13 protein-coding genes are annotated in these 16,360 nt (G+C 73.4%); 8 read left to right on the forward strand and 5 right to left on the reverse strand.

Going from position 1 to position 16,360, the window contains the following annotated elements:
• Nucleotides 1-337 precede the first annotated feature (337 nt).
• The 7 genes from ACFTXQ_RS12190 (at nt 338) to ACFTXQ_RS12220 (ending at nt 8,542) form a co-directional block, all read left to right on the forward strand.
• Nucleotides 338-1,297: a Zn-ribbon domain-containing OB-fold protein gene (locus ACFTXQ_RS12190; RefSeq protein WP_382639037.1), complete on the forward strand. Its 960-nt coding sequence runs from the start codon at nt 338-340 to the stop codon at nt 1,295-1,297.
• Entirely contained in the window at nt 1,297-2,355 is a 1,059-nt protein-coding gene (locus ACFTXQ_RS12195) for a thiolase domain-containing protein (protein WP_382639039.1), read from the forward strand. Before ACFTXQ_RS12190 ends, ACFTXQ_RS12195 begins: the two co-directional genes overlap by 1 nt.
• Entirely contained in the window at nt 2,352-3,527 is a 1,176-nt protein-coding gene (locus ACFTXQ_RS12200; protein WP_382639042.1) for a thiolase domain-containing protein, read from the forward strand. Before ACFTXQ_RS12195 ends, ACFTXQ_RS12200 begins: the two co-directional genes overlap by 4 nt.
• Nucleotides 3,528-3,668: 141 nt before the next feature.
• Complete coding sequence (locus ACFTXQ_RS12205) at nt 3,669-3,896, forward strand: DUF397 domain-containing protein (RefSeq protein ID WP_382639283.1); 228 nt, start codon at nt 3,669-3,671, stop codon at nt 3,894-3,896.
• Nucleotides 3,897-4,221: 325 nt separating this feature from the next.
• Entirely contained in the window at nt 4,222-7,044 is a 2,823-nt protein-coding gene (locus ACFTXQ_RS12210; RefSeq protein WP_382639045.1) for an ATP-binding protein, read from the forward strand.
• 62 nt (nt 7,045-7,106) lie between these two features.
• Nucleotides 7,107-7,925 carry a maleylpyruvate isomerase N-terminal domain-containing protein gene (locus ACFTXQ_RS12215; protein ID WP_382639048.1) on the forward strand — a complete coding sequence of 273 codons (819 nt, stop codon included), beginning with the start codon at nt 7,107-7,109 and terminating at the stop codon, nt 7,923-7,925.
• Between the two features lie 116 nt (nt 7,926-8,041).
• Entirely contained in the window at nt 8,042-8,542 is a 501-nt protein-coding gene (locus tag ACFTXQ_RS12220) for a hypothetical protein (RefSeq protein ID WP_382639050.1), read from the forward strand.
• 6 nt (nt 8,543-8,548) lie between these two features.
• Here ACFTXQ_RS12220 and kstD read toward each other — a convergent pair whose 3' ends face one another.
• The 3 genes from kstD to ACFTXQ_RS12235 form a co-directional block, all read right to left on the reverse strand.
• Entirely contained in the window at nt 8,549-10,351 is a 1,803-nt protein-coding gene (gene kstD / locus ACFTXQ_RS12225; RefSeq protein ID WP_382639053.1) for a 3-oxosteroid 1-dehydrogenase, read from the reverse strand.
• An 89-nt stretch (nt 10,352-10,440) separates the two neighbouring features.
• On the reverse strand, nt 10,441-11,034 hold the full coding sequence (locus tag ACFTXQ_RS12230; protein WP_382639285.1) for a hypothetical protein: 594 nt from the start codon (nt 11,032-11,034) through the stop codon (nt 10,441-10,443).
• 219 nt (nt 11,035-11,253) lie between these two features.
• Entirely contained in the window at nt 11,254-12,378 is a 1,125-nt protein-coding gene (locus ACFTXQ_RS12235) for an aminoglycoside phosphotransferase family protein (protein WP_382639056.1), read from the reverse strand.
• Between the two features lie 229 nt (nt 12,379-12,607).
• Between ACFTXQ_RS12235 and ACFTXQ_RS12240 the strand changes: the two genes are divergently transcribed.
• The gene (locus ACFTXQ_RS12240) at nt 12,608-14,101 is read left to right on the forward strand and encodes a hypothetical protein (RefSeq protein WP_382639059.1); all 1,494 of its coding nucleotides are present in this window, start codon (nt 12,608-12,610) and stop codon (nt 14,099-14,101) included.
• Between the two features lie 150 nt (nt 14,102-14,251).
• Here the strand turns inward: ACFTXQ_RS12240 and ACFTXQ_RS12245 are convergent, their stop codons facing one another.
• Both ACFTXQ_RS12245 and ACFTXQ_RS12250 read right to left on the reverse strand, forming a co-directional pair.
• The gene (locus ACFTXQ_RS12245) at nt 14,252-15,673 is read right to left on the reverse strand and encodes a PP2C family protein-serine/threonine phosphatase (protein WP_382639062.1); all 1,422 of its coding nucleotides are present in this window, start codon (nt 15,671-15,673) and stop codon (nt 14,252-14,254) included.
• 182 nt (nt 15,674-15,855) lie between these two features.
• Nucleotides 15,856-16,104: an SCO4226 family nickel-binding protein gene (locus tag ACFTXQ_RS12250; protein WP_382639065.1), complete on the reverse strand. Its 249-nt coding sequence runs from the start codon at nt 16,102-16,104 to the stop codon at nt 15,856-15,858.
• Between the last annotated feature and the right edge of the window lie 256 nt (nt 16,105-16,360).

A 16,360-nucleotide genomic window follows, 5' to 3' on the forward strand; every position in this document is an offset into this window, starting at 1 on the left:
GCCGAGGCTGGAAGCGCCCCTGCCAGGGCGGAAAAGAGCCCCGGCCGAGGCTGGAAGCGCCCCGGCCAGGGCTGGAAAAGAGCCCTGGCCGGGCTGGACGTGCCCCTGCCAGGGCTGGAAAAGAGCCCTGGCCGGGCTGGACGTGCCCCTGCCGGGGGCTGGAAGAGCCCTGGCCGGGCTGGAAATGCCCCTGGCGGGGTTGGGCATGCGCCCCGGCGGGGCTGGAAGTGGTCGGGTCGGGGCTGGAAGTGCCTTGGCCGAGGCTGGAAGTGGTCGGGCGGGAGGGTTGAGGAGTTGGACCCGTTCGTCCGCCGAACCGAGAATCGGAGAGTCGCCCATGACAGCTGCACCCCCACCGGAGGTGCTCCGTGCGCCTCTCGTCGTCGAGTTCCCCTTCACCCGGTCCCTGGGGCCCGTTCAATCCGCGTTCCTCACCGGGCTGCGCGAAGGCGTCGTGCTCGGCGTCAAGACCACCGACGGCAGGGTGATGGTCCCGCCCCTCGAGTACGACCCCGTCACCGCCGAGGAGATCCGCGAGCTCGTCGAGGTCGCCGCCACTGGCACCGTCACCACCTGGGCCTGGAACGATCACCCCCGCCCCAACCAGCCGCTCGGCACCCCGTTCGCCTGGGTGCTGGTCAGGCTCGACGGAGCCGACACCGCCCTGCTGCACGCCCTCGACGCACTCTCCCCCGACGCCGTCCGCACCGGCATGCGCGTGCGGGTGCGGTGGGCCGCCGAGCGGCACGGGGCCATCACCGACATCGCCTGCTTCGAGCCGTACGACGGGCCGGCGACCGGCGCAGCCGCCCCGCACGACGGGGAGTTCACCGACGCCGTCACCGGCATCGTCGCCCCCGCCCGGCTCGACTACACGTACAGCCCCGGCCGCGCCCAGACCGCCTACATCAACGCCCTCTCCGAGCGGAAGAACGTCGGCGAGCGCTGCCCCTCCTGCCACAAGGTGTACGTCCCGCCGCGCGGCGCCTGCCCCACCTGCGGAGTCGCCACCACCGACCAGGTCGAGGTCGGCCCGGCCGGTACGGTCACCACCTTCTGCATCGTCAACATCAAGGCCAAGAACCTCGACATCGAGGTCCCGTACGTCTACGCCCACATCGCCCTCGACGGCGCCGGCCTCGCACTCCACGGCCGGATCGGCGGCATCCCGTACGACCAGGTCCGCATGGGCCTGCGCGTCGAACCCGTGTGGACCGAAGGCGGCCGCTACCCCGACCACTACCGCCCCACCGGCGAACCGGACGCCGACTACGACGCGTACAAGGAGCTCATCTGATGGCCCGATACGCCCGTGAGGTCGCGGTCGTCGCCTTCGCGCAGAGCGACCACCTGCGCCGCACCGACGAACTCAGCGAAGTCGAGATGGTCATGCCGGTGCTCCACCAGGTGCTGGCCCAGACCGGCCTCAAGGCCGGCGAGATCGGCTTCACCTGCTCCGGCTCCAGCGACTACCTGGCCGGCCGCGCCTTCTCCTTCACCATGACCCTCGACGGGGTCGGCGCCTGGCCCCCCATCTCCGAGTCACACGTCGAGATGGACGGGGCCTGGGCCCTCTACGAAGCCTGGGTCAAGATCCAGACCGGCGAGGCCGACACCGCGCTCGTCTACTCGTACGGGAAGTCCTCGCCGGGACCGGTACGCGACGTGCTGACCCGGCAGCTCGACCCCTACTACCTCGCCCCCCTCTGGCCCGACTCCGTGGCCCTGGCCGCCCTCCAGGCCCAGGCCCTCATCGACGCGGGCGAGACGGACGAGCCCGCGCTGGCCGCCATCGGAGCCCGCAGCCGCGCCGCCGCCGAGGCCAACCCGCACGCCCAGCTCAGCGGACCGGTGCCCCAGGGCGACTACCAGGTCCGCCCCCTGCGCACCGGGGACTGCCCGCCCATCGGCGACGGCGCGGCCGCGGTGATCCTGGCCGCGGGCGACACCGCGCGGCGGCTGTGCGAGCGCCCCGCCTGGATCACCGGCATCGACCACCGCATCGAGGCGCACGGCCTGGGCCTGCGCGACCTCACCGACTCGCCGTCCACCCGGATCGCGGCGCAGCACGCGGGGGTCTTCGACGCCCCGGTGGACACGGCGGAACTGCACGCGCCGTTCTCCTCCCAGGAAGTCGTGCTCCGCAAGGCCCTCGGCCTCGGCGAGGGCGTGGCCGTGAACCCCTCCGGCGGCGCCCTCGCCGCCAACCCCGTCATGGCCGCCGGCCTGATCCGCATCGGCGAGGCCGCCGCCCGCATCCACCGCGGCGAGTCCGACCGGGCCGTCGCCCACGCCACCTCCGGCCCCTGCCTCCAGCAGAACCTGGTCGCCGTCCTGGAAGGGGACCCCGTATGAGCACCACGGGCAAGGAGCCGGTCGCCGTCGTCGGGATCGGCCAGACCAAGCACGTCGCCGCCCGCCACGACGTCTCCATCGCCGGACTGGTCCGGGAGGCGGCGGCGCGCGCCCTCGCCGACGCCGAGCTGACCTGGGCGGACATCGACGCGGTCGTCATCGGCAAGGCCCCCGACTTCTTCGAGGGCGTGATGATGCCGGAGCTGTACCTGGCGGACGCGCTCGGGGCGGTCGGCAAGCCGATGCTGCGCGTGCACACCGCCGGCTCGGTCGGCGGATCCACCGCGCTGGTCGCCTCCAACCTCGTCGCGGCGCGCGTCCACCGGACCGTCCTCACCCTGGCCTTCGAGAAGCAGTCCGAGTCGAACGCCATGTGGGGGCTCTCGCTGCCCGTCCCCTTCCAGCAGCCGCTGCTGGCGGGCGCGGGCGGGTTCTTCGCCCCGCACGTACGCGCGTACATGCGGCGCACCGGCGCGCCGGACACGGTGGGATCGCTGGTCGCGTACAAGGACCGGCGCAACGCGCTGAAGAACCCGTACGCGCACCTCCACGAGCACGACATCACCCTGGAGAAGGTCCAGGCCTCGCCGATGCTGTGGGACCCGATCCGGTACTCCGAGACCTGCCCCTCCTCGGACGGGGCCTGCGCGATGATCCTCACCGACCGGGAGGGCGCGGCCCGTTCGCCGAAGCCGCCGGCCTGGGTGCACGGCGGGGCGATGCGGAGCGAGCCGACGCTCTTCGCGGGCAAGGACTTCGTGTCGCCGCAGGCGGGCAAGGACTGCGCGGCCGACGTCTACCGACAGGCCGGGATCACCGACCCGCGGCGGGAGATCGACGCGGTGGAGATGTACGTGCCGTTCTCCTGGTACGAGCCCATGTGGCTGGAGAACCTGGGCTTCGCGGAGGAGGGCGAGGGCTGGAAGCTCACCGAGGCGGGGGTGACCGAACTCGACGGGGACCTGCCCGTGAACCCGTCCGGCGGGGTGCTGTCCACCAACCCGATCGGCGCCTCCGGCATGATCCGCTTCGCGGAGGCGGCGCTCCAGGTCCGGGGCCAGGCAGGGGAACACCAGGTCTCGGACGCCCGGCGGGCCATGGGGCACGCGTACGGCGGCGGCGCGCAGTTCTTCGCCATGTGGCTGGTGGGGGCGCAGCCGCCCGCCTCCTGACGGAACCGTCCCCCCGAGGCGGGGGTGCCGGGGTGCCGGACCGGTCACGGGTGACTCACCGTGGCCTGTGCGGCACCCGCTGCGGTGGTTAACCTTGCCCCCGGACGACGTACCGGGAGGAGCACGCACGTGGCCGAGAGCATGACTTCACAACCCCTCGCCGGCTGGGGCAAGCCGGACCTCGATCTCACCGAGGCGGACTGGCAGTCGAGCAGCAGGGGAGCGGGGGACGTCCAGATCGCCTTCGTCGAGGGCTTCATCGCGATGCGCAACAGTTCGCGGCCGGAGAGCCCTTCGCTGATCTTCGCGCCGGACGAGTGGCGCAAGTTCGTGCTGAACGCCCGGGGCGGGGAGTTCGACCTGACGTAACCCCTGCGGGGCCGCGCGGCGGAGCTCCCCGCGGCGAAGCCGCCAGGCGCCGGTTCCGGTGGGACCCGGCGCCGGGTGGGGCCGGTGTCGGTGGGGCCGGGCGCGCGCCGGGGCACCTCCTCGGGCGCCGAACGTGGCGCCGGGGACGGACAGTTCCGCGGAACAGTGTTCGGCGCCCTGCGGGGCGCCCCGGCACACACCCGGCCCCGCCGAAACCGTCGGGGCCGGGCCCGTAAAGAAGATCGGAATCTTTCGTCGTACCGGGCTTCGCCACCCGTGCGCGGGCGTACGCTGGTGCTCCGAACAGGTCTGGGGGGTACCAGTCATGACGGACCGCCGGACCCGTGCGCGGCGCACCATGGTCGAGCGCGAGGCCGAACTCGCCGTCGTCGAGGAGACCCTGGGCCGGCTCACCGGTCCCGCGCAGGACGAGGGCGGCGGGCTGCTCGCCTTCTCCGGCCCCGCCGGACTCGGCAAGACCACCCTCCTCGCCGAAGTGCGCCGCCGGGCCCACGCCCGTTCCTGCACCGTCCTCGCCGCCCGCGGCGGTGAACAGGAGCAGAGCCAGCCGTTCCACGTGGCCCGCCAGCTCGTCCAACCCCAGCTGGCCGGCGCCTCCGAGCGGGAACTGCGCGCCGTCCTCGGAAGCTGGTACTCCATCGTCGGCCCGGCCCTCGGACTGTGCGCCCCCGAACAGGGCGCCCCGCCGGACCCCCAGGGTCTGCGCGACGGACTCGACTGGGTCCTCGCCCATCTGGTGGCCCAGCGCGCCCCCGTCACCCTCGTGCTCGACGACGCCCACTGGGCCGACCCCGAATCCCTCGGCTGGCTCGCCGCGTTCGCCCCGCGCGCCGAGCACCTCCCGCTGCTCCTCGTCGTCGCGTACCGTCCCGACGAACTGCCCGCGCACGCCGATGCCTTCCGTACGCTGCCCGGCCGCGCGGGACACCGTCCCCTGACGCTCGCGCCGCTGACCCCGCCCGCCGTCGCCGCCCTGGTGCGCGAGGCGGTCGGCCGCCACGCCGACGAGGCCTTCTGCCGCGAGGCCTGGACGGTCACCGCCGGCAACCCCTTCGAGGCCGTCGAACTCACCGCCAAGGTCCGGGAGAAGGGCCTGGCCCCGGTCGAGGCGAGCGCCCCGCTGCTGCGCGACCTCGCCGCCGCCCAGCGCGGCAGCGGACTCGTCGCCCGCCTCGAACGCCTCGGCCCCTCCACCGTCCGCTTCGCCTGGGCCTGCGCCGTCCTCGGCACCGCGATCCCGCAGGAGCTCGCCGCCCGGGTCGCCGCGCTCGGTGCCGAGGAAGCCGTCCACGCCACCGCCCGGCTGCGGGACGCCCGCATCCTGTCCGCGGCTACCGAAGAACCCGGCGCGGGGCTGGAGTTCGTCCACCCGCTCATCGCCACCGCCATATACCGCGCCATCCCCGACGCGCTCCGCGTCGCCCTGCACGGCAAGGCCGCCGCAGCCGTCGTCGACGCCGGGCTCGGATCCTCCGCCGCCGCCCGCCACCTGCTGGAGACCCACCCCGAGAACGACCCCTGGGTCGTACGCACCCTGCGCGAGGCCGCCGGCGAGAACCTCCGGGCCGGCGCCCCCGAGGCCGCCCGCCGCCAGCTCGCCCGCGCACTGCGCGAGCCCCCGGGATTCGACGAACGCGCCGCCGTCCTCTACGAACTCGGCTGCGCCTCCCTGCTCACCGAGCCCGCCAACACCGTCAACCACCTGCGCGACGCCCTCGCCGAGCCCGTGGACGACCCCGCACTGCGCCAGGGCATCGTCATCCGGCTCGCTCAGGTGCTCGCCCACACCGACCACCTCGCCGAGGCCTCCGCGGCGCTGGCGCGCGAGATCCCGCGCACCCGGGACGCGCGCGCCCGGCTGCGCCTGCAGTCCGAACAGTTCATGTGGGACGCCTTCAACGCCGCCGAGCCCGACTCTCCGGCCCGCTCCCGCCGGCTGGCCCAGCTCGCCGGCCGGCTGACCGGCCGCGACCTCACCGAGCGGTACGTCATCGGGCTGCGCGCCTGGGACGCGACCCTGCGCGGCGAACCGGTCGACGTGGTCCTCGGCCACGCGGCCCGTGCCCTGGGGGACTCGCTCAGCTGGGCGCACGAGGACCGCGGCTTCGAGGTACCGGTGCTGGTCGCGCTGACCCACATGTACGCCGACCGGCCGTGGCGGGCCGAGGAGCTGTTCGACGCGGGCACCGCCGAGTTCGAGCGGCAGGGCTGGCGCGGGGCGCACCTCTCCTTCGCGTACAGCCTGCGCGCCTACATCCGCCACCGGCGCGGCCGGCTCGCCGAGGCCGAGGAGCTGGCCAGGGCCGGACTGACCCTCGCCGAACGGGTGGGCCGGCGCACGCCCGTGCACTGGTACGCCATCGCCATCCTCATCACCACCCTGCTGGCGCGCGGACGGGTGGACGAGGCCTGGGAGCTGGCCCGGGAGCACGAGTACGGTCAGCCCTTCCCGGCGGCCGTGGTCTTCCCGGACTCCCAGACCGTATACGCCGAACTGCTCCTGGCCCGGGGAGACGTCAAGGCGGCCGCGGTCGAACTGGAGGCGGTGGACCGCCGGCTGACCCCGCGCGGCATCCAGAACCCGGCGTGGTGCCCGTGGCAGCTCCACCTGGCCCGCGCGGTGTCCGGGGACGACCCCGGGCGGGCGAGGGAGCTGGCCGCGGACGCCGTACGGCGGGCCCGCGTGTTCGGCGCCCCGTCGGGCATCGGCCAGGCGCTGCGCGTGGCGGCGGAGGTCGCGGAGCCCGCCGACCGGGCCGGACTGCTGCGGGAGGCGGTGGCGCTGCTGTCGGCCTCCCCGGCGGGATACGAACTCGCCCGCGCGCTCGCCGCACTGGGGGCGGAGCTCGGGGACCACGGACTGCTGGCGCGGGCCGTGGTGACGGCCCGCGACTGCGGCGCCGACGGTCTGGCGGCGCAGGCCACCGAAACCCTGCTGGGCCTCGGTGGCGAGCTGCCCTGCCGGTCCTCCGGGGAAGGCGGCCTCACGGAGCAGGAGCTCCGGGCGGCGCGCGAGGCGGTCCGCCAGGGAGGTGGCGCCGCGGAGCAGGACCTGTCCGCGGCCTGCCGCAAGCTCGGCACCGACCTCGCCGGCCTCCCGGCCGCCCTCGACGCGTACGCGCCGTAGGCCTGCCGCTCTCACGCGTCCGAGGCGGGAGGGACCGTCGCGCCGCGGGAAGGGTGATCCCCATGGACCACACCGAGCGCATCGCCCACTTCCGCGCCGAGGCATCGGCCTTTGAACGCGCCGCCCGCCGCGCCCTCCCCCCGGGCCGGCCGGCGCCGCTGGTCCCCTCGTGCCCCGGCTGGTCGGTCTCGGACCTCATCGGGCATCTGGGGGGAGTGCAGCGCTACGTCGTCCACATCCTGCGGGAGCGCCTCACCGACGCCCCGGACCCGGGCGACCCCACCCTGTACGGGCTCCCGGCCGACCCGGACGTGCTCGCCGCCTGGCCGCGGCCCGAGGGGGCGCCGAACCGCGCAGCGGCGCCCGACGCGCTGACCTCCTGGTACGCACAGGGCGCGCGGGCGCTGGCCGGGCTCTTCCGCGAGCTCGGGCCCGACGTACCGGTGTGGACCTGGGCGGACGAGCAGAGCTCGGGCTTCTGGCTGCGGATGCAGACCATCGAGCTGGCCGTCCACCGCTGGGACGCGCAGTCCGCGACCGGCACCCCCGGCCCCCTCGCCCCGGCGCTGGCGGCCGATGCCGTCACCCAGACCTTCGAGGTGATGGCTCCCGCCGCCCGCTCCCGGCAGCAGGCCCCGCCCGGAACGGGGGAGCGGTTCCGCTTCCGGCGCACCGACGGCCCCGAATCCTGGACGGTCACCTGCACGGCCGGGGAACTCCTCCTGGAGCCCGGTTCCACCGGCCCGGCGGACGTCGAGGCCGCGGCCCCCGCCTCCGACCTCGCGCTCTTCCTCTGGCGCCGCCTGCCACCCCGGGCCCTGCACGTCACGGGCGACGCCGGCCTGCTGCCGCACTGGTTCACGCTGGTCCCGCCGATCTGACGGGCCCCGCCGACAGGAGCGGCCGCGCCGGGCCGCCCGCACGGGTCGGCGCCCCGGCAGCCGCCATGAGGGGGCCCCCGGGCCGGAAAACCCCTCCGGCCACGTACCATGGCGGCATGTCCTTCCTCCGCCGCCACCGCGCCGCCACACCCGCCGGCCCGGACTTCGACGTCCTGGCCATGGACCCGGGGGACTGGCCGGGCAATCTCGGGGCCGGGCTGCTGCCCGCGTCCGACGGCAGCTGCCAGGGCGTCTTCCTCCGCTACGACCTGTTCGGTGGACGCGGCCCCGCGATGATCATCGGCAACCTCCCCGAGGGCTCCCCCGCCCGGGACCTCTCCGAGGGGCAGGTCCCCTTCGAGGTGGCCCAGCTCCTCGACGCCCTCGAGAACGACGAGGACGTCGAGGTCACCGGCGCCGAGGACTGCCCCGTCATGCAGGGCGACAACCTCCTCATCGTCCGGAAGATCAAGCTGTCGGAGTCCCGTATCTCCTGCGTGCAGTTCGACCGCAGCGACAACGTGCTGGTCACCATCGCCAGCTGGGACCGCCCGATCACCGATGACCTCTATGCCCTCCTGAAGCCGCTCCCCGCCGAGCTCTTCCAGCAGGGCTAGGCGACCCTACGCGGTGTCCGCGATGTCGTTCGCCGCCACATAGCCGAACGTCATCGCGGGGCCGATCGTCGATCCGGCCCCCGCGTAGCTGTGGCCCATCACGGCCGCGCTCGCGTTGCCCGCCGCGTACAGACCCCGGATCACCGAGCCGTCCGGGCGCAGCGCCCGGGCCCGTGCGTCCGTCACGATGCCGCCCTTCGTCCCGAGGTCGCCCGGCACGATCTTGAAGGCGTAGAACGGTGGAGCCCAGATCGGCGCCAGGCACGAGTTCGGCTGTACGTTCGGGTCCGTGTAGTAGTGGTCGTACGCGGTGTCGCCCCGGTGGAAGTCCGCGTCGGTCCCATTCCACGACTGCGCGTTGAACCGGTTGAGGGTCGCGCGCAGCGCGGCGGCCGGGACCCCGATCTGGCCGGCCAGCGCGTCCCACGTCCACGCCTTCTTCGCCGCCCCCGCCTCGTACCAGGAGTCGGGGAAGACGATCGTCGGCAGGACGTCCTTGAACAGGTACTTGTTGCGGTAGTTCTGATCCACGATCAGCCAGGCCGGGATGTGCGAGCCGACCGCACCCCGGTCCTTCTCGTACATCACGTGCACGACATCGCTGTACGGAGCCGCCTCGTTGACGAACCGCGCGCCGTTCGCGTTCACGATCAGCCCGCCCGGCAGGGTCCGTTCGGCGAGGCAGAAGTACGGCTCCCCGGGCAGCGGGATCGACGGACCCCACCACGCGTCCTCCATCAGCGCCAGCGCCGCACCCGCCCGCTGCCCCGCCCGGATGCCGTCGCCCGTGTTCTCCTTCGCGCCCACCGACCACTGCGTGCCGATCGGCTGCTGCTGGTACTGGGCCCGCATCGACGCGTTGTGCTCGAAGCCGCCCGACCCGACGATCACCCCGCGCCGGGCCCGTACGGTGCCCCGTACGCCCTCCTTCTCCACCACGACGCCGGTGACCGCCCCGGCCTCCTGCACCAGGTCGACCAGCGGGCTGTTCAGCCAGACCGGGACCCCGGCCCGCATCAGACCGGCCCGCAGCCCGGCCGCAAGGGCCTGGCCCATCGTCAGCGGCTTCTGACCGAGCAGCGCCGCTTTCGTGCCGCGCGCCAGGCACTCGGTGGACACGGCCAGGCCCTTGGCGGACACCGCCGCCAGGTTCAGCCACTTGTAGTCCGAGCTGAAGACCACCATCCCGGCCGGGACGGGCATGTACGCCGGGTTGAGCCGGGCCAGTTCGGCGCCGAGGACGTTCCCGTCGATCTGGTCCGGCTCGATGGAGCGGCCGTTCGGCAGCCCGCCCGGCAGGTTGGGGTAGTAGTCGCTGTACCCCTCCATGAACCGGAACCTGAGCGGGCTGTTGGCCATGACGAAGTCCAGCATCCGGGGCCCGTTGGCCAGGAACGCCGCCTGACGGTCGGCCGGCACCTCGGAGCCCACGACGGCCGCCAGGTACGCCGCCGCCTTCTGCGGGGTGTCGGGCACGCCCGCACCGAGGATCACCGAGTTGTTGGGCAGCCAGATCCCGGCCCCCGAACGCGCCGCGGACCCGCCGAAGGTGGGCGCCTTCTCCACCACCAGCACGCTCAGGCCGCGTTGGGCGGCGGTGAGCGCGGCGGTCATCCCGGAGGCCCCCGATCCGACGACGACCACGTCGTACTCGCCGAGCAGGGGCCCCTCCTGGGCGCCGGCGGCGCGCGCCGCCGCGGCCGGCAGCACGGTGGCGGCGAGCACCCCGGCCCCCGTTCCGGCGAGGACGGTACGCCTGGACGGGAGGCCCTGGGGGGAGGGGGCAGTGCGTGAAGCGCTTGCGGACATGGGCAGGCTCCAGCGGTGTGGGGAGGGCGGGGGATGGCTCCAGCACGTCTGATGCTGAGTCAGAAAAGTGTTCGGGGGATCATGTGATGTCAAGGCATCCGGCGCCGCCGCCTCCAGTACGCCACCGTCACCACGCCCAGCAGCGGACCCCACAGCACCAGCGGGGCGTAGCAGACGTAGAACCACAGGGCCGTCCAGCCGCCCACCTCGCTGGGGAAGTCAGCGGGTATCGGATCGCCCAGCAGGGTGGTCCCGGCCACCTGCGTCACCGCCGCGAGGACGGTCCACAGCGCGGTCAGCGCGAGGGCGCCGAGCGCGGCGGGGACGGCGGCGGCCGCCCTCGGGACCCGCCGGCCACCCAGGACCGGGATCCATCGGGGAACCACCTCTCCCCACGCCGCGACCAGCCCCACGGCGGTGAAGGCCAGCAGCTCGGACACGACCGAGAGGATGACGACATACACCTCGATCGGCAACCACTCCGGCAACTGCCCGGTGTCCGCCCCGGCGTGGTCGACGAAGAGGAGGCCCAGCCGCCAGAGCCCGGACGGCAGGACGGTGAAGGGAATCGCGTACGCGGCGATCCGCGCCCAGCGCGGAACTCCCGCGACCGGCTCGTGCGCGGCCTTCCAGGCGGCGCGCATCCCCCTCACGGGCGAACGGGTCTCGACGTGCACGAACATGGCTTCCTCCGGAGCCGCGGGCACGGATTGCCCGGTCTCCTTCGAAGATCGCAGCCACCCCGGCGCCGCGGATCCCCCGCGCGGGGGGACCCCACCCCCCGTACGGGGGAGACCCATCAGCCCTGAGGCCCACTCCCCGCGCTCGCCCCCCGCCCCCGCACGAGCGAAGTCCCGTGGCGGTGGGAGCCACGGGACTTCGCGCTTCGGGGGGCGTCGGGGTCAGCGGGTGCCGACCGCCGCGCGGACCGCTCTGCGGGCCATACCGGCGTCGTCGTGCAGGCGGCGCAGCAGCAGCCGCTGCTCCTCGCCCGAGGACAGGGCCCCCGCCGGCAGGGGCTGGGCCGGGGCGGTCGCCAGCATGGAGCGCTGGACGGCCGTCTCCGACATCCGGATCTCCCGGGTGAGCACCAGCATCAGGTTGATCAGGAAGGAGTCCCGTACGGCAGGACCGGCCGACTGGGCGAGCCGGCTGATCTGGCTCCGCGCGGCCGGGGCGTCGCCCAGCACCGTCCACAGCGTGGCCAGGTCGTAGCCGGGCAGGTACCAGCCGGCGTGTTCCCAGTCGAGCAGGACCGGCCCGGCCGGGGACAGCAGCAGGTTCGACAGGAGCGCGTCACCGTGGTTGAACTGGAGCGGGGTGCCCGACAGCTTCACCCCGTGCAGCAGCTTCTGGAGGTCTCCGAGGTCCCGGTCGGTCAGCAGACCCAGCTCGTAGTCACGGGCGATCCGCCGGGCGTAGTTCAGCGGGGTCCCGAACAGCTCGGCCGGCGGACGCCATTGGTTGACCCGGCACACCGCGCCCAGGGCCGCCCGCAGGTCGACCCGCGGCGGGGCCTCGACCGGGTGCCGCTGGAGTGCGGCGACCCGGCCCGCCATCCGCTCGACGACCAGTACGCAGTTCTCCGGGTCGGCGGCGATCAGCCGGGGCACCCGGACGGGCGGGCGGTGCCGGACGAAGGTCCGGTACGCTCCTATTTCGTGCCGGTAGCGCTCGCGCCATTCCGGCGAGTGGTCCAGTAAAACCTTCGCGACGGCGGTCATCCGACCCGTCGTCCCCACGAGGAGGACCGAGCGGCCGCTGCGCCGCAGCACCTGGACGGGCGCGAACTCGGGACAGATGCGCTGCACCGAGGCGAGCGCGGTGCGCAGTTGCGCTCCCTGCGGCCCCGAGAGGTCGATTCTTCCGCTGAGCGGCTGTGAACCAACACCCGGCATCCGCCGCGCCCGTACGGCGCCCTGCGCCGGAGCCGCGGGGCGGCCGGGTTCGAGGTAGGGGCCCCCGCCCGCCTGGAGCGTGCGGTGCGGCCGGACCGGGGCGGACACGGAGGACGTTGATGCGTACATGGAGTTACGGATCCCTTCGTGCGCCGACGAGTTGCGTACGCCGCCCCGCCGATCCCGTACTTCACCCTGGGGAGTTCCGCCGGTGACCGGGTCGGGGAGGCGCATTCCTACCTGACACCCGGTTGTGGGTGGCGGACTATCGAGCGTGCCCTGGCGAAGCCTGGCGAATATGCGCGGGGCCACTGACGGCGGGCTACTGTCAAATCAGCCGAGAACCTGGGGGCTTGACGTGAGCAAAGGTCCGAACACCCGCCTCAACGACCTGTTCGGCCTGGCCGGCTGGTCGAAAGGCGAGCTGGCGAGGATGGTCAACCGGCAGGCGGCGGCCATGGGCCACCCCCAGCTGGCCACCGACACCTCGCGGGTGCGGCGCTGGATCGACATGGGGGAGACCCCGCGCGAACCGGTGCCCACGGTACTGGCAGCACTGTTCACCGAGCGGCTCGGTCGTGTCGTGACCATCGAGGACCTCGGGTTCGTACGGCAGCGGCGCGCCTCCAAACGACAGCCGGACGGGGATCGGCAGAACCCCGACGGAATGCCCTGGGCGCCCGAACGCACAGCCGCGGTCCTCACCGAATTCACGGGAATGGACCTCATGCTCAACCGACGCGGTCTGATGGGCGCGGGCGCCGTGCTCACCGCCGGCTCCGCCCTCAGCAACGCCATGTACGACTGGCTCCACACCGACCCCGCCCCCGCCAAGGAGGCACAGCGCTTCGGCGACGCCTTCCAGGCCGACCCGGCGGGCTACGACCGCTACGAGGCGGCCCCGATCGGCTCGCAGGAGATCGAGGCCCTCGAGCGTTCCGTCGAGGTGTTCCGCGCCTGGGACGCCTCCAGAGGCGGTGGGCTGCAGCGCAAGGCCGTCGTCGGCCAGCTGAACGAGGTGGGCGGGATGCTCGCCTACCACCACCCCGACCACCTCCAGCGCAGGCTGTGGGGGGTGGCGGCCAACCTCGCGGTGCTCGCGGGCTGGATGTCCCACGACGTGGGCCTCGAACCCACCGCGCAGAAGTACTTCGTCATCGCCGCGCACGCGGCCCGCGAGGGCGGCGACCGGCCGCGCGCCGGTGAGGCGCTGTCCCGCGCGGCCCGCCAGATGGTCCACCTGGGCAAGCCCAACGAGGCCCTGGACCTGATGAAGCTGGCGCAGTCCGGCTCCGGCGAGCAGACCCTGCCGCGCACCCGCGCCATGCTGCACACCATCGAGGCCTGGGCGCAGGCCGCCATGGGCAAGGGCCAGGCCATGCGGCGCACCCTGGGCGAGGCGGAGGAACTCTTCGTCTCCGACAAGGGCGATGTCCCGCCGCCGAGTTGGATGCAGCACTTCGACGAGGCGGACCTGCACGGCATGCAGGCGCTCGCCTACCGCACCCTCGCCGACCACGACGCCACGGCGGCTCCGGTCGCCGCGCGCCATGCCAGGGAGGCCCTGCGGCTGCGCGGCGACGGCTACCAGCGCTCGCAGATCTTCGACTACATCTCCATGGCCTCGGCCTGCTTCATCGCCGACGATCCGGAACAGGCCGACCGCTACGCCCGCCTGGCCCTCGTGTCGATGAACGAGACCTCCTCACACCGGACATGGGACCGGCTGCGCGAGATGTACCGGCTCACCGGCCAGTACGCCGGCTACGCGCGCATCGAGGACCTGCGCGAGGAGATCAAGCTGGCCCTGCCCGACAGCCCCGCGCCACGGGCCCGGGGCGCCGCCATCTGACCCGGCCGGAGACGGCACGGCACACACACGGGAAAGGCCGCGCCCCATGGCGCGGCCCTTGGCCCCCTACCGGTCGGCTCCCGAACGTCCGGGCGGCCTGCGGTCCTCATCCCGAGCGGTGCGACCCCGACCCCGACCCCGAGCTCGGCCTCAACCGCCGACCCGTGCGACCAGCACGCACGCGTCGTCCTCGCGCTCGCTCTCGCCGAACTCCTCGATGACCATCCGTACGCAGTCCTGCGCCGTCCGCGCCGCCGAGAACCGCGGCGCCAGCGCCAGCAGTCGCTCGGTGCCGTCCGCCCGGCTGAACTCGATGCTGCGCGGCGTCAGTCCGTCCGTGTGCAGGACGAGTACGTCGCCCGCTTCGAGCCGTTCCTCGGCCTGCCCGTACGAGGCCCCGGAGGTGGCGCCCAGCAGGACGCCCTCCGGCGGCAGCAGGGAGCGGCCGGACCCGTGGCGGAACAGCAGGGGGGCCGGGTGTCCGGCCTGCGCCCAGGACAGGACCCGGCGCGCGGGATCGTAGCGGCAGCACACGGCCGAGCCGAGCGCGGGCTGTACGGAGGTCTCCAGCAGCTGGTTGAGCCAGCCCATCAGCGGGCCCGGCTCGATACCGGCCATGGCCATGCCGCGCAGGGCGCCGAGCATCATCGCCATGCCGGAGGTGGCGGTCACGCCGTGGCCGGTCAGGTCGCCGACGGTCAGCATCGAGCGGCCGTCGGGGAGTTCGAGCGCGTCGTACCAGTCGCCGCCGATCAGCGCGCTGGTGGCGGACGGCAGGTAGTGCGCGGCCACGTCCAGCGTGCCGGTATTGCTGTGCGGGAACCGCAGGGAGCCGCGCCACGGGGGGAGCACGGCTTCCTGCAGCTCGACCGCCAGCCGGTGCTCGGTCTGCGCGATCTCCCGCTGGCGCTGGAGCGAGTCACGGGACTCGCGCACCGCCCGCTGGCTCCTGCGCAGTTCACTCACGTCCCGCAGCACGGCCCACATCGAGGCGGTGCAGCCGTCGGAGTCGAGGACCGGCTCGCCCCTCATGTGCAGCGTCCGGACCCGGCCGTCGGCCCGGACGATGCGGAACTCGCCGTCGATCGCCTTGCCGTCGACGAGGCAGGCGGTGACCCAGGCGGTGAGCAGCGGCTGGTCCTCGGAGAACAGGGTCGAGCCCAGTTCGTCGAGGGGGAGCGCGCCCGCCTCGGGGGACCGGCCGAAGATCTGGAACAGTTCGTCGGACCAGCTGACCTCGTCGGTCAGCAGGTTCCATTCGGCACTGCCGACGCGCGTCTGTGCCTCGGGTCCGGCCTCGGGGGCCGCCTGCGGCAGCTCGATGGCCTCGGGCGCCGGCGGCAGCCCCTCCTTGAGCTGGCCCAGGTGTTCGCGGAGGTCGTCGAGGTGGTGCACGGCGAGGTCGCACAGCGCGCGCTGCCAGCGGCCCTGGGCGTCGTCGTCGTCCACGACGGTGTCGCGGCGGACCGCGTCCACTTCTCCCCGCAGCCGACGGGTCTGAGAGATCAGCGCGTCCACCGACCCTGGCTCTGGAGGCTGCGCGGGACGGTCCGCGAACAGGTGGGACGGCATGAGAACTCCGATACAGGCGCGGCACGGCCAAGTCTGAAGGAAGGACCGGTTACGACTGTTGCACAGGCGGCGACGGCGTGTAAGGCGTTTGGCAACATCCGTAACGGTCTTGCTTCTGGCATATGCCGTAGGCCTCCAGGACCTCCCTTTTGTGTGCGAATGAATCCGGTCAGCGGCTGTAACTACACGCTGAGGGGCACCGGGTGGATCTCGTCCGCCGGGTGCCCGGTCCGCTCGTGGATGCGCCGGACCGCGTCGGCGGACGGTCCCGTCGACAGGCAGTAGACCGTGCCCGCCTCGGGGTCTGCCCACGCCTTCTCGAAGTGCACGCCCTCTTCGGACTCGATCGCCAGGTCGGCGCGGTGCGCTTCCATCAGCTGTTCGGCGGTGATGCCTTTCATGCCCGTGTGGACATCCATGAAGGTGGCCATCTCGGGGCACCTCCTTCCGTTTCCTCCATCGTCCGCCCGCGGCCGGAAACCGGCCTTTCGGCGGAGCCGGATCGATCGTACGGCCGAGGTGTACGAGGGGCCGCAGCCTCCGTACCCGCGCGAAGACCGAATCAAGGCGGTACACCTCGATACCCTCGAACGAAGGACTCCGCTCGGACGTTGGGCCCGCTCCCCGGTCTTCCCACGTCACCCCCCGATCGCTACCCTACGTGCCGGTAACGAGCCGGGGGAGGCC

It is taken from the genome of Streptomyces sp. NPDC057010 (assembly GCF_042673805.1).
In the GTDB taxonomy this organism is placed as follows: domain Bacteria; phylum Actinomycetota; class Actinomycetes; order Streptomycetales; family Streptomycetaceae; genus Streptomyces.

Coding starts and splice junctions, on each gene's coding strand:
- ACFTXQ_RS12190 (WP_382639037.1), top strand. CDS start 338: ATGACAGCTGCACCCCCACCGGAGGTGCTCCGTGCGCCTCTCGTCGTC.
- ACFTXQ_RS12195 (WP_382639039.1), top strand. CDS start 1,297: ATGGCCCGATACGCCCGTGAGGTCGCGGTCGTCGCCTTCGCGCAGAGC.
- ACFTXQ_RS12200 (WP_382639042.1), top strand. CDS start 2,352: ATGAGCACCACGGGCAAGGAGCCGGTCGCCGTCGTCGGGATCGGCCAG.
- ACFTXQ_RS12205 (WP_382639283.1), top strand. CDS start 3,669: ATGACTTCACAACCCCTCGCCGGCTGGGGCAAGCCGGACCTCGATCTC.
- ACFTXQ_RS12210 (WP_382639045.1), top strand. CDS start 4,222: ATGACGGACCGCCGGACCCGTGCGCGGCGCACCATGGTCGAGCGCGAG.
- ACFTXQ_RS12215 (WP_382639048.1), top strand. CDS start 7,107: ATGGACCACACCGAGCGCATCGCCCACTTCCGCGCCGAGGCATCGGCC.
- ACFTXQ_RS12220 (WP_382639050.1), top strand. CDS start 8,042: ATGTCCTTCCTCCGCCGCCACCGCGCCGCCACACCCGCCGGCCCGGAC.
- kstD (WP_382639053.1), bottom strand. CDS start 10,351: ATGTCCGCAAGCGCTTCACGCACTGCCCCCTCCCCCCAGGGCCTCCCG.
- ACFTXQ_RS12230 (WP_382639285.1), bottom strand. CDS start 11,034: ATGTTCGTGCACGTCGAGACCCGTTCGCCCGTGAGGGGGATGCGCGCC.
- ACFTXQ_RS12235 (WP_382639056.1), bottom strand. CDS start 12,378: ATGTACGCATCAACGTCCTCCGTGTCCGCCCCGGTCCGGCCGCACCGC.
- ACFTXQ_RS12245 (WP_382639062.1), bottom strand. CDS start 15,673: ATGCCGTCCCACCTGTTCGCGGACCGTCCCGCGCAGCCTCCAGAGCCA.
- ACFTXQ_RS12250 (WP_382639065.1), bottom strand. CDS start 16,104: ATGGCCACCTTCATGGATGTCCACACGGGCATGAAAGGCATCACCGCC.